The sequence below is a fragment of the Actinoplanes sp. NPDC049681 genome, assembly GCF_044465265.1.
In the GTDB taxonomy this organism is placed as follows: Bacteria; Actinomycetota; Actinomycetes; order Mycobacteriales; family Micromonosporaceae; genus Actinoplanes.
In genome coordinates this window covers 15215-28592 of sequence record NZ_JBITLP010000014.1, presented here as the reverse complement: position 1 = coordinate 28592, position 13378 = coordinate 15215, and the positions used below count along the sequence as shown (strand labels likewise).

Below are 13378 nucleotides of genomic sequence, written 5' to 3'. Positions count from 1 at the left end.
GATGCCTACCGTTCTGCTCGGTGAATCAACCCCAACCTTCTCGTCGTGTTCGCCATGCTCTTCCGGCGCGCCGGCGACACGGTCCACACCGCCGGCGACGGTGCCGAGGTGTTACGCCTCGCCGCCCGGATGACACCGGATCTCGTGGTGCTCAACCTGCCCGAGGATGAGGGGCCGGCCACCTGCCGGGCGCTGCGCGCCGATCCGCACACCGCCGACACCCCGATCTTGTTGCTGTCCCGCTGCGCTGTATCCCGACGCCGACGCTGCCCGGCAAGCCGGTGCAGACGACTACATGACCAAACCGCTGCACAACGCCGACCCCTGGGCACTTGTTCCGTCCCGACGGCACGCCCCTGCCCTGGGAACAGATGCCTCTGATGCGCGCTCTGGGCGGTGAGCACGTACGCGACCACGTGACACTGAGCGCCGGGATCGGCGAACAACTCGGACAATTCCTCGCCAGCCAGCACAACACCCAACTCGCCCACGAAGTCATCCGGGGCAAGGACGACTTCCTGTCCCTCGTGGAGCACGAAATGCGCACCCCGGTGACCGCCATTTCGTCCTACATCGACATCCTGCTGACCGACCACGATCCCGACCCCCACGACACCCGCCTGCTGCACGAAGCGATCGCCCGCGCCACCGACACCCTGCGGAGCATCGTCGACGACCTGCTCGACCTCGCCGCCCTCGAATCCGGGCACCTGTCCCTCAGCGCGGTCAAGTACAGCCCCGACGGCGGCCACACCACCCTCACGCTCACCCACGACGAACACACGGTGGCCATCACGATCACCGACACCGGCATCGGCGTACCGCCCGAAGAACACCGCCACCTCTTCGACCGCTTCTACCGCGCCTCCAACGCCCGCCACACCGACGTCCCGGGCAACGGACTCGGGCTGAGCACCGTGCGCGCCATCGTCGAAGCGCACCACGGCACGGTCACCCTGCACGACCCACCGAGCGGGGCACCACCGTCACAGCACGGCTCCCCCACACCACGGCCGGCGCATGACCGGGGGCCTCGACGCCGACGTGTTCATCTAGCTTTCCGGTGACGTTGCCCTCGCCGCCGGCAAGCCACCGACGACGGCTGCGAAGGCCGCGTCCAGGATCTCGTCCGGTAGGACGCGGGCCAATACGCTCGTCACCCGCGAATCGCGGCCCACGCGGTACCGTGTCTTCGGGCGCCGGGCGGTCATTGCGTGCGCGACGGCGACGGCGAAACCTTCCGGCCGGGTGGCGCTCGCCCTGGCCCGCCGATCGTTGTTCTCCAGGAACCGCAAGAACGAATCGCGATACAGCTCGGCGATCTCTTCCGGCGCCCCGTCGAGGGTGCCGTGTCCAACCTCGGACACCTTCTCCCAGATCGGCGTCCTGATCGCGCCCGGCTGCACGACCGAGACGGTGACGCCCTGGGGCCGCAGTTCGCGCCGGAGCGCGTCGCTGTATCCCTCCTTGGCGAACTGCGACGCGGCGTAGGCGCCCAGGTACGGGCTGGCGACCCGGCCGAGACCGGAACTGACGTTCACGATCCGCCCGTGGGCCGTACGCGACAGGGGCAGGAAGGCCTGGATCACCGCGTGGTGGCCGATCAGGTTGGTCTCCAACTGGTGGCGTAGCTGGGCGGGAGTCACGCATTCCAGCGGCGCCGAGACGCAGATGCCGGCGTTGTTGACCAACCCCCACAGGCCTCGGTCGCCGACGTGCGCCGCCACCAGCGTCGCGGCCTGCGCGACGGACTCCTCGTGGGTCACGTCGAGCATGATGGGGCGCAGCCGGGGCGACGACCCGGCTTGGAGCGCCTCGGCGTCGGCCGGCCGGCGGACGCCGGCGAAGACGCGGAAGCCGAGATGGTCCAGGTGGCGGGCGCATGCACGGCCCAGCCCGGTGGACGCACCCGACACGACGACCGTGCGGTCTTGCCCGACGACCTGCTCAGACAACAGTGGTCCTTCCTCGGTGCGAGTCCGCCGCCACGGCGGACAACAGTGTGGTGACGCACGCGTCCGCCAGCTGCTCCGCGCGGGTGCGGGGCACGATGCCGTCGACGTACGTGAAGTTCCAGAACAGGTGGTCGTGGGTGGTGTTGACGGTGGCCACGAAGTAGCCCGAGACGGAGATGCCGGCGATGAACTGCGCGCCGGACAGGTGCCACGGGCCGAGCTCATCCGGGAACGGGTGGCGACCGATGTTGGACAGGCACAGATTGCCCGGCCCCTGCCGCTCCACCCGGCGCACGAACGAGGTGCTCGTGGCCACGGTGAGCGGCGCCGCCCAGCGCAGCAGGCTGATCATGGCAAGGTGCTCGCCGCGCCGTCGCCGTCGGGCGAGATCGCCGCTGACGGCGCGGGCTGTCGGCCACAGCGGTGCACCCGGCCGGTGGGGGACGAACGACGGGACCGTCGCGACGTACGCACCGACCTCGTCCGGTGACACCGGCGGGTCCAGATCTCGCCGGAAGTCGACGGGCGAGCCGACGACGACATGCCCGTCGTCGCCGGTGCCGGCGGGCTCGGCGACGGCAGTCGCCATCGCCGCGGCGAGCGCTCCGTGCACTGTCACGCCTTGCCGCCGGCACGCGTCGGCGAGCGCGTCGACCTGCGCGCCGGACAGCGACCGGTGGATAAACCCGGTTCGCCGGCGGTCGAACGGCACCGCTGCGCTGGCCGCGATCCGCCGGGGCCGCCACCGCAGCCGCGCGATCTGGTCACGCACCTGAGCGCGGACGACGGCGAGGGCACCGCTCATGCCGCGGTGGTGGCGCGGGAACAGGTCCTCCGGGGCCGGCAGGCTCCGGGCGCGGGCCGGTGCGCTGGAGCTCGATCGGTATCCGTCGGCGATCCGGATCCATTGCTGGAGCAGCGACAGTGCTGTGGTGCCGTCGGCGATGCAGTGCGCGACCGTCAGGACGAGGTCGTGGACCTCGTCGTCGCGGCTGACGACCACAGCGCGTAGGAGCGGCCCGGTGCGCCAGTCGAGCCGGTCGACCAGTTCCCGGTCGTTGATCTCCTGCTGCCACCGCGCCTCCGCGTCCGCGGCCGTCGCCGTGACCTGCCGCAGCGCGATCGCGGCGGTGCTCGGGACGAAGGCCGCCGCCCGGCCGGCATCGTCGGTGATCGCTACCCGCAGCAGCGGGTGTCGCGCCTGCAATCCGTCGAGCGAGCGTCGAGCCAGCTCCGGCGGGAACCGTCCGTGTAACCGGACCCGGGCGATCACGTTGAGCGGGGATATCTGGTCGGCTATCCAATACCACCGTTCGAGCGGGCTCAGCGGGCGGCGGACCTCCGGGCCGGAGTGTTCACCCACGGAGGGGCTCATCGCATCGCCGAGGGGTCGCGCCGGAACCGCTTGGGGCGGACCAAGCGGGCCGTCCCTGACCGGACCTGGTCACCGACGTTGGCCAACAGCGCGCCGAAGTCGTACGACGGCTTCGACCGCCCTGGGTCCGCCGGCGGGCCGGGCAGGATCTCCGGGAATAGCGGGCCGCCCATCGGATCCCCCTTGGCCAGCCCGTGCTTGAACAGCAGGGGCATGGTGTGCGGTCGCGGGTCGTAGCGGATGTCATCGCCGGTGAACCGCAACGAGATCGCCCGGCGGCTCCTGCCGCGTGACGGGTTCCCCCGGGAACCGTGCAGGATGCGCGGGCTGAAGAACAGTGCGTCGCCGGGCTGCATGTCCCACTGGACGATGTCGAACGCGTCGCGGTCACCCTCGATGTCCGGGGCCCACTCCAGATCATGGTTGGCGAGCAGGATCGAGTCGGAGGTGGCCGACTCGACCCGGTAGTCCTTGCCCCAGCGGTGCGAACCGCGGACGAACTCGAGGGCGCTGTTCTCGTGGGTGACCGCGTCGACCGTGACCCATACGTTGATGATCTGCTGGCCGGCGATCGGCCACGCGCTCATGTCCTGGTGCCACGGCGTGGGCATCGTGCTGCCCGGCTCCTTGCAGAAGATGTCCTCGTAGAACAGGTTGATCCGCTCGGCGCGCATGGCCTGCGCGGCGAACCGGGCCAGCGGCGAATGGAACCACAGTTCGCGGATCTTGTCGTGCTTCAACCAGACGAACATGTCGTGGTAGAGGCCCTTCTTGCGCCGCGACAGGAAACGGCCCGACAGGGTCGGCCGGGCGGCGGCCTCGTCGAGGGCGATCCGGACGTGGTCGACCCACTGCACGTCGAGCACGTCACGGACGCAGATCACCCCGTCGTGGTCCAGCGTTTCCAACTCGGCGGCGGTGAGGTCGCGGTGGGGCGTGGCGGGCAGAGTACCGATCATGGCTGATTCCAGTCGTCGAGAATCCGGCAGGTCTCATCGAGAAACTTGGCGGCGAGCGTCCCGTCGATCGCGTCGTGGTCGAAGGCCAGGACGAGGTGCATGGCCGGGCGAACGACGACCCGACCGTCGCGGACGACCGGGGTGTCCACCGTGGCGGAGCCGACGAGACCCAGGGTGTTGTTGATCTGCGGAAGTGCGGCGATCACCCGCGGCTGGTTGATCCGCGTGAAGGTGAAGCTGCCCTCCACCTCGGCCCGCCGGCGGGGATGCCGGGTTACCGATCGGTACACGATCCGGCCCAGCCAGAACGGCAGGCGGTGCAGGGTCCGCAGGTCCCGCAGGCCGTCGTTGTCCTCGTACGGTGTTGCCCGGTAGTGATCGACGATTTCTTGGATGGCCAGCAGATCCATCCGGTCGGGACCCGGTATCCGCGCGGAGACCACCGCCGCTCCGCCGTCGACCTGCTTGTCGAACAGCATCAGGCAGTTCACCGCATCGTGTTGGTAGACCCTCGGCCGCAGCGATCGCCGGACCGTGATGTTGGCCTCCGGGTACTTGGCGAGGGCGAGCGCCGCCGCCTTGACGGCGAACGAGCTGACGCTCACGTGGACGCCCTGCGCGCGGTGCCGGCGTTGCGCTTGCCGCACCCGCGTCAGGTCGACGGTGGCGATCATCTGGATCGGCGCCACCTTCCGGGCCTGGCGCATGAAATGGTGGATGTGGCTGCGGGCCTTGGGAAACGCCACGTACTGTCCCAACGCGCTCCTCCTAAGGGGTGTGGGCCGGAAACGTCAGGACGGACTCGTTCTGCCGGTACAGCAGGGGGGCGGGCACCCGCCGGAAGTACGCGTCCCGCAAGCGCCTCGGCAGGGGATGTTCGAACTGCTCGATCAGGCTGAGCATGCGTGACATCCGGACCATCCGCCGGGCCCGTGACCGGCGGCGACTCTCGTAGCGGCGCAGGGCCTGCGACACGTCGGCAGTCTCGGCGAGGCTGCCGGCCAGCACGACCGCGTCCTCCATGGCGGTGCCCGCGCCCTGCCCGAGGCTGGTCAGCATCGGATGCGCCGCGTCGCCGAGCAGGGTGACCGGGCCGGTCCCCCACCGGTTGAGGAAGGGCCGGTCCTGCGCGGGGACGCTGACGATGGCCTCGGCGGGGGTGATTCGGATCGCCTCGCCCACCTCATCGGCCCAGCCGGCGTACGCCCGCGCGATCTCGTCCTTGTCGCCGCGCCACCCGCGGGCCACCGCGGCTGGCATGTTCTTCGTGCCCCACCAGTAGACCCGTTCGTGGCCGATGTCGATCAGCCCGAACCGCTGCCCTGCCCCCCAGTAATGGCGGACCGCCCCGTCGCTGAGCCGCTCATGACGGAAGGGTACGACCGCCAGCCAGCACACGTATCCCGGCTCGCGCGTTGGTGTGGGACCGGCGATCTGGCGGCGGATCACCGAGTGGAATCCGTCGGCGCCGATGAGCGCGTCGCCGTGTGCCTCGCGGCCGTCCGCGAACTCGACGTGGGCGCCGTCGGCGGTGGTCTCGAAGCCGGTCACGGTGGCGCCCAGCTCGACCGGTTGTCCGTCGAGGCGGTCGAGCAACGCCTGTTGCAGGTCGGCGCGACCGATGTTGACGCTCGGCGCGCCGACCCGGTCGCCGATCTCCTTGAGCGGCAGTGCCCGGATGGGACGGCCGTCGCGGGCCAGGAACTGGAAGGTCTCGATGGCCCGACCGTGCTTGTCCAGGTGCAGGTCGATACCGAGCGTGCCCAGCGCGGTCACCGCGTTACTCATGATCGACAGTCCGGTGCCGGCCGGGCGGAGCTCTTCCGCCCGCTCGTAGACCGCCACGTCGATGCCGACCTGTCGCAGGGCGACCGCCGCCGTCAAGCCGCCGATCCCGGCGCCGACGACGATCACCCTGGGCCGGCGACCCGGCCTCACCGCGCGCTCCACTGGGCGCAGGTCACTTCGCGGATCCGCCGGGCGACCGTGGTGATGTTCGGTGGCTCCATCATCTGCAGGTGGTCACCGGGGACGTCCACGACGTCGACGCGGCCGTTCGTCCAGGTCGACCAGCCGTTCGTCGGGTCGAGGTGCATGCTGCCGACCGCGCGGTGCGCGGGCGCGAGCACGTCCGGCAGCGGCGCGCTGGCCCGCAGCAGGGTCAGGTCCTGGTCGACCGGTTCCGGCCGATAACTGAGCAGTGCCTGCCAGTTGGCCTCGAACACGCCGAACAGGCGACGTACGTAGGTGGGCGAGCTTCCGGCGGGCAGGACGCCGGCGTCGATCGCGTGCCGCACGATGAAGTCGAACGCCTCGTCGTCGTCGAGGCCGGGGGGAAGTGCCGTCGCGGCGGCGGCGCCACCGCGTTCGAGCCACAGCAGCTCCCACAGGAACCACTCGAACAGCAGGTGCCGGTTCACCGGGGGCCGCCCGTCTATTGTCGGGATGATCGTGTCGAGTAGGACGAGGTTGTCCACCTCCGCACCCGAGCGCCGCAGTTGGCGGGCCATCTCGAACGCGGCGAACCCGCCGAACGACCAGCCGCCGAGGGTGTAAGGGCCGTCCGGCTGCACCCGCCGGACCGCGTCCACGTAGCTGCGTGCGAGGGCGGGCAGGTCGCGCAACGGCTCGGTCCCCGGCTCCGTCCCTGCCGCCTGCAACGCGTATACCGGCTGGTCTGTGGGCAGCGCTTGGGCCAGCCGCACGTAGCACAGGACGTTGCCGCCGATGGGGTGGACGAGGAAGAGCGGTGGCCGGCTGCCTTCGGCCCGGATCGGCACCAGGGGGTCGAAGGCCGTGAGCGTGCCACCGCTACGAAGTCTGCCGGCCAGTTCGGCGATGGTCGGGGTTCTCACGAACGCCGACAGGGGGACGTTCATGCCGAACCTCTTCTCGATCATGACGACGATTCGCATGGCGCTCAGGGATGTTCCGCCGAGGGCGAAGAAGTCGTCGTGCGCGCCCGGCGTCGGCACCTGCAGCAGCTCGGCGACCAGGTCGGCCACGACGCGCTCGTATTCGTCACGTGGCGGAGTGCGCGGCACCCCGACGGCCGCCGGTGCCAGCGGGATCTCCCGCAGCCGGGCGTCGTCCCGCTTGCCGCTCGGCGTTCGCGGCAGCCGGGGCAGCCACGTGAACCGTGCCGGAACCAGGTGTGCGGGCAGCGACGCGCGCAGGCGCCGACGCACGTTCTCCAGGTCGACCCGCGATTCGTCGCCCACCAGGAACGCGGCCAGATACGCCTCGGTGTCCCGGCGTCGCGCCACCACGGCCACCTCCCGGATGCCGGGGTGGTGTGCGGCGAGCCCCAGGACGGCCAGCTCGACCTCGGCGGGTTCCACCCGGAAGCCGCGCACCTTCACCTGGGTGTCGACCCGTTCGAGGCAGACGATGTCACCGCCCGGCAGCCGGCGGCCGAGGTCTCCGGTGCGGTACAGGCGGCCGGTGGGGTGTGCGACGAAGCGTTCGCGGGTCAGGTCCGGCCGGCCCTCGTACCCCTGGGCGAGGCAGGCACCGCCGACGTAGATCTCCCCCTGGGCCCCCTCGGGCACCGGACGCAGCCCCGCGTCGAGAAGGTGGACCTCGGCCCCGTCGATGGCCCGCCCGATCGGCGGCAGCGCCGGGAAGCCGTCCGGATCACCGCTCATCGAGAAGGCGGTCACGACGTGCGTCTCCGTCGGACCGTACTGGTTCTCCAGCATCGAGCCGGGCAGCGCGCGGCACAGCCGGCGGATGTCGGTGGTGACCCGTAGCTGTTCACCGGAGGAGATCAGCACCCGCAGCTTCCGGGGCCGGATTTCCAGGGTCTGTGCCGTCTCGGCGAGTTGCTGGAGGGCCACGTACGGAAGGAAGACCCGCTCGACGCCGTCGCGGTCGAGCAGGCGGAGCAGGGATGCCATGTCACGCCGCTCGTCCTCGTGGACCAGCCGTAGGGTTCCCCCGCCGCACAGGGTGGAGAAGATCTCCTGGAAGGAGACGTCGAAGCTGAGCGGCGCAAACTGCAGCGTGGTCCCGCCCAGAGCGCCGCTGGCCCGGCGGTTCTGCCAGGCGACCAGGTTGGCCAGCGCGCGGTGCGGCATCGCGACGCCCTTCGGCTCGCCCGTGGAGCCGGAGGTGAACAAGACGTAGGCGACGCTGTCCGGGGCGATCGCAGGCAACGCGGATTGCTCGTCGGCGGTGTCGGCCGCGGTCACCGATCCGGCGGGCAGGAGCAGGGCCGGGTCGTCGACGAGGTGGGCGTGCCGCGCGTCGGCGATGATCCGGAACGGCCGGGCCACGCCGACCATGGCGGCGATGCGCTGCGGCGGATAGTTGACGTCGAGGGGGACGCACGCTGCGCCCGCCTTCGCGACGCCGAGGAGGGCGGCGATCACCTCCGGCGAGCAGTCCATCGCGATTCCGATCCGTGCGCCCGGCGGCGCTCCGAGCTCGATGAGCCGCTGCGCCACCCGGTTCGCGGCCCGGTCCAGCTCTTCGTAGGTCCACCGCTGCGACTCGAACCCCGCGGAGAAGACCAGGGCGACCGCGCGGGGTGTGTGCAGTGCCTGGCGTTCGAACCAGCGCACCACGTCGGCGCCGCCGGCGGTGAGGAAAGCGAGATCGGCGGGCTCGCGTGGACGGTCGACGATCCGGCGCAAGATCTCCACGTAGTGGCGCCCGAACAGGTCGGCCTGTGCTGCGGTGATCGTGTGGCCGTCGCCGTCGATGCGCAGCTGCAGGCGCCCGTCCCGAGGGTCGGTGATCGCGTTGACCAGCAGCGGGAAGTTGGTACGTTCCCAGACCTCGACGTCGCACAGCTCGACGCCCGCCGTCGCCAACAGCGGTGTGAGCTGATGGAAGTTGACGTAGTTGAAGGCGGTCTGCACCTCGGCGCCGTGGTCGGCCTGGATGGCGCTGAGCGGGTACCGCCGGTACGGGTGGCCGTCCCGTTCCTGGTCGAACACCGCGCGTACCGTGTCCAGCCAGCTGCGGGGCCCGGGGTCGAGCCGGACCGGCACGGTGTTGAGGAACAACCCGGCAAGCCGCTCGGCGTCCGGCTGCTCCGGCCGCCCGTGTGTCACCAGCCCGGTGACCACGTCGTCGCCGCCCGTCAGAAGTCGCAGCGTGAGGCAGTGCGCCGCGAAGAGCACCGACTTGACGGCCACCGCGTGGTCGAGGGCGAACCGGTGGATCGCACGGTCGAGCCGGTCCGGCAGCGGGACACGACGTGTGACGGGCGCGCCGTCGCCGGGCGCTTCATGGGGCCGGAAGCTTCCGACCGGGGCGGGCGCGGCGCCGTGCAACCGATCCCGCCAGTATCGCCGGGTCGTCTCGTCCGACAGGGCATGCTGCTCGGCCCGCACGTAGGCGGCCGGCGACGGCCCGACGGCCGCGGCGACCGGCTCGACGTTCACCCCGATCGCGTGCAGGTAGTCCTGCAACAGCTCACCGACCAGGTTCGCGACGCTCCAACCGTCCAGAATCGCGTGGTGGAAGCTGAACACGAGGTCGAGCTCGGTGGGCCGGACGTGCACCCGGAGCAGGTGCAGCTCGGGTGACTCGAAGGTGTACCTGTGGTGGCGCCGTGCGGCGATGTGCTCTCCGACCACGGCCTCCGCCGCCGTCTCGGAGTGCGAGCGCAGGTCGACGACGTCCAGTGTCGTTCCTGGCTCGCGGTGCACCACCTGCAACGGCTCGGAGAAGCCGGCCAGATGCAGCGACGAGCGCAGGACGGGATGGCGGGCCACCAGGCCCGCGCAGGCCCCGCGGAAGGCCGCTTCGTCCCAGGTCAGCTTGAGCGTGTACCGGAAGACGTCGTGGTAAACGTCCGAGTCGTCGTGCTCGCGGCTGTGGAAGAGCATCCCGAGCTGGAGCCGGGTCATCGGGTAGGCGTCCTGCGCCGCTGCCAGGCGCGCCCGGTCGACGCCCGCGACCAGAGCGAACGGTGCCACCGCGGGCGCTCCAGGGTCCGGCGCGGTGGTGGTGACGCGCGTGGCCAGCTCCGCGACGGTGGGGTGGGCGATGAGGTCGGTCAGCGCGAAGTGCAGCCCACGACGGGCGGCAGCGGCGCGGATGCGGAGCATGAGGATCGAGTCGCCGCCGAGGCCGTAATAGTTGTCGTGGACGCCGACGGTGCTTGTCTCGAGCACGTCGCACCAGATCGCGGCGAGTGTGGCCTCCACCTCGTTGCGGGGCCTCGCCTCCGGTGCGGCGTCGGCGAGCGGCGGTGCGGGCAGGGCGCGCCGGTCGGTCTTCCCGTTCGGCGTCAGGGGGACCCTGTCGATCCACACGAAGTATGCCGGGATCATGAATTCCGGCAGCGTGGCCGCGAGGTGGTCGCGCAGCAGCACCGGATCGATCTCGGCGTCGGCGACGTAGTACCCGACGAGGTGGAGGCCGCGCACCGCGGTGCGCCGGTCGACGACCACCGCGCCGCCCACCCCGGGCGCACTCGACAGGGCGTTCTGCACCTCGCCGAGCTCGACCCGGTTGCCGCGGACTTTCACCTGATCGTCGATGCGGCCCAGATACTCGATGGTGCCGTCGGCGAGCCACCGGGCGAGGTCGCCCGTCCGGTACATGCGCTCGCTCGGGTGGAACGGGTCGTCGACGAACTTCTCCCGGGTCAGCTCGGGCCGGTCGAGGTAGCCGCGGGCCAGGCCGACGCCGGCGATGCACAGTTCCCCGGCGGCACCGACCGGCTGCGGCTGGTCGCCCACACCCAGCACGTAGAGCCGGTGGTTGTCGATCGGCCGGCCGATCGGCACCCGATGTACCGGCAGTGTCGCGTCCGCCGGGCAGTCGAAGGAGGACACGTCGACGGTCGCCTCGGTCGGGCCGTAGAGGTTCACCAGCCGCGGCGCCTCGGTGGTGGCGAACACCCGGTTGAACCGCTCGACCAGCGTCGCCGGTAAGGCTTCGCCGCTGCAGAAGACATAGCGCAGCGATGCCGCCTCCGCGCGCCGCTCGGGCGCGCTCTCCAGCAGATCGAGGAACGGGCCGAACATCGACGGTACGAAATGGAGCACGGTCACGCCGTGCTCGGAGATGGCGCGCAAGATCCGGTCCGGCTCCTTTTCGGCGCCCGGCGGCAGGAGAGCCACCCGAGCGCCCTGCACCGCCCACCAGAACAGTTCCCAGACCGACACGTCGAACGAGCTCGGTGTCTTCTGCAGCACGACGTCGTCGGCACCGATCGGGTAGCGCTTCTGCATCCAGGCCAGGCGGTTCACCACCGAGTGGTGCTCGATCATGACGCCCTTGGGCCGCCCGGTCGAACCGGAGGTGTAGATCACGTAGGCGAGGTTGTGCGGCGACGCGGCCTCGGCGAGCCGCGCCACCGGCCCCGCATCCGGGGTCAGGGCGGGATCGTGTGCGGTCAGGACCGCCCTGGCCCCGCTGTCGGCCAGCAGGAATTCGATCCGGTCCGGCGGGTAGGCCGGGTCGATCGGCACGTACGCCCCGCCCGCCTTCAGCACGCCCAACAGCGCGACGATGAGCCCGGGACTACGTTCGATCCGGACGGCGACCCGGTCGTCCGGCCGCACGCCGCGCTCCCTCAAAGCCCGTGCGACGTTGGTGGCGCGTGCGTCCAGGTCGGCGTAGGTGAGGCCGCCATCCGTCCCGCTCCACGCGACGGCGATGCGGTCCGGCGTCCGGGCGGCCTGCTCGGCGACCAGCGCGTGGAGGGTCACGTCCGCTCGATACGGCGTCCGGGTGTCGTTGTTGCGCCGGACGATGTCATCGTATTCATCGCCGGAAATCATCGCCAAGTCTTGTACGGGCGCCTGCGGGTTGTCGATCGCCTGACGGATCAGCGTTTCGATGTGCCGGGCCGCGGACGCGATGGGGAAATCCTCGTCGAACACGTCGAGTGCGTAGTCCAGGTCGACCCGGACCGCGCCGATATCGTCGTACTCCCTGATATACACCGTCAGGACGTCCTGGTCATGCCCGTGCGGCAAGCCGACCTTCTCCACCGACAATCCGGGAATCTCATCGGAGGTGGACAGCCGGAGATAGGAAACGGTGACGTCGAACAGGCGGCGGGGCCCTTCTGCCGACGACGGTAATGCGCGGAGAACGTCGCCGAGGGACAGTCGCTCGTGGCGTTTCGTGGCGAACGTGGCTGTGGTGATCTCCGTCGCGATGTCGGACATCGACATGGCGCCATGCACCGGCACCCGCAGCGGAAGCATGTTCACGAAATGGCCGACGGTCTGCTTCTCTCGCACATTGTGGCGGTTGAGCTGGGGAACACCGAGGACCACCTCGTCCGTGCGATGCAACCGGGCCAGGTAGGTGGCCAGCGCCGCGGTGAGACACGAGAACACGGACGCCTGCCGTTGGCGGATCCGGTCGACCAGATCACGCTCGATCATGAAAGTGTGGCGGCCGCTGCGCCGTGCGCCGTCCCCCTCGGCGGCCGCCGTCCTGACCGGGAACAATGCCGGACGGACATCCGCGAAGGTGCTCCGGTAGAACTCCCGGTCACGCTCCTGCCGGTCCGATCCCAGATAGCGCGCGTGTTCCTCGACGTGCGCGAGGTAGGAGCCCGGAGTGATCGCCAGGGCCTGGCCCGTCCGCGCGGCGTGCGCGTAGTCCGCCAGAATCTGCCGTACGAACTGGTCGGCTCCCCAGCCGTCGACGATGATGTGGTGCGCTGTCCCGTACAGGTAGCTGACCGAGTCACTCTCGCGCAGCAGGGCCAGTTCGTACAGCCGCCGGCCGGCGAGATCGATGGGGCGGCGGGCCGCTCGCTCCATCCAGGACCGGCATCGGGCCACCGGGTCGGGCGCGGCGGAGAAATCGTGGATGTCGATCCGGGCCGGCTCGGGCTGGCGCCACTGGACGGGGGCGCCGTCACGTTCACCGAACCGGAGTGTGAACGCGTCGTTGCGCGCGATGGCACGTTCGCAACATTCCTTGAGCACCGCGAGGTCCACGTTTCCCACGAGTCGGGCGGTCGCTCCGACATTGAAGCGGGGGAGCTGCGGAAACTGCGCGCTCGCGGCCCAGACGTCGCGCTGGTAGGCGGTCAGCGGGATCAACGAATCGGCGTTCATAACATCCTCGGGAAGGTGAGCCGGTCAGCATCAATGCGTTTACAC

The 13378-nt window shown here is 70.4% G+C and carries 7 protein-coding genes; 1 reads left to right on the top strand and 6 read right to left on the bottom strand.

What is annotated here, in order from left to right:
- The first annotated feature begins 380 nt into the window (after positions 1-380).
- Positions 381-1067 (top strand): sensor histidine kinase, encoded by a 687-nt coding sequence (locus ACIBO8_RS36765; RefSeq protein ID WP_396120160.1) that lies wholly within the window; start codon positions 381-383, stop codon positions 1065-1067.
- On the opposite strand, the gene ACIBO8_RS36760 is transcribed toward ACIBO8_RS36765, so the two are convergent.
- The 6 genes from ACIBO8_RS36760 to ACIBO8_RS36735 are packed head-to-tail and all read right to left on the bottom strand — an operon-like array spanning position 1053 to position 13333.
- Positions 1053-1955 carry an SDR family NAD(P)-dependent oxidoreductase gene (locus ACIBO8_RS36760; protein ID WP_396120159.1) on the bottom strand — a complete coding sequence of 301 codons (903 nt, stop codon included), beginning with the start codon at positions 1953-1955 and terminating at the stop codon, positions 1053-1055. The genes ACIBO8_RS36765 and ACIBO8_RS36760 overlap by 15 nt on opposite strands.
- Positions 1948-3318, bottom strand: a complete 1371-nt coding sequence (locus ACIBO8_RS36755) for a condensation domain-containing protein (RefSeq protein WP_396120157.1) — start codon at positions 3316-3318, stop codon at positions 1948-1950. The genes ACIBO8_RS36760 and ACIBO8_RS36755 overlap by 8 nt, the downstream gene beginning before the upstream one ends.
- An 8-nt stretch (positions 3319-3326) precedes the next feature.
- The gene (locus ACIBO8_RS36750) at positions 3327-4289 is read right to left on the bottom strand and encodes a phytanoyl-CoA dioxygenase family protein (protein ID WP_396120156.1); all 963 of its coding nucleotides are present in this window, start codon (positions 4287-4289) and stop codon (positions 3327-3329) included.
- Complete coding sequence (locus ACIBO8_RS36745; RefSeq protein WP_396120154.1) at positions 4286-5047, bottom strand: 2-oxo acid dehydrogenase subunit E2; 762 nt, start codon at positions 5045-5047, stop codon at positions 4286-4288. Before ACIBO8_RS36745 ends, ACIBO8_RS36750 begins: the two co-directional genes overlap by 4 nt.
- A gap of 10 nt (positions 5048-5057) precedes the next feature.
- Positions 5058-6227 carry an FAD-dependent monooxygenase gene (locus ACIBO8_RS36740; protein WP_396120153.1) on the bottom strand — a complete coding sequence of 390 codons (1170 nt, stop codon included), beginning with the start codon at positions 6225-6227 and terminating at the stop codon, positions 5058-5060.
- A complete protein-coding gene (locus ACIBO8_RS36735; RefSeq protein WP_396120152.1) occupies positions 6224-13333 on the bottom strand; it encodes an amino acid adenylation domain-containing protein in 7110 nt (2369 codons plus the stop codon). The genes ACIBO8_RS36740 and ACIBO8_RS36735 overlap by 4 nt, the downstream gene beginning before the upstream one ends.
- Positions 13334-13378: the final 45 nt, after the last annotated feature.

What these genes read in the sequence shown, in the direction of transcription:
- ACIBO8_RS36765 (WP_396120160.1), top strand. Translation starts at nt 381, where the DNA reads ATGCGCGCTCTGGGCGGTGAGCACGTACGCGACCACGTGACACTGAGC.
- ACIBO8_RS36750 (WP_396120156.1), bottom strand. Translation starts at nt 4,289, where the DNA reads ATGATCGGTACTCTGCCCGCCACGCCCCACCGCGACCTCACCGCCGCC.
- ACIBO8_RS36735 (WP_396120152.1), bottom strand. Translation starts at nt 13,333, where the DNA reads ATGAACGCCGATTCGTTGATCCCGCTGACCGCCTACCAGCGCGACGTC.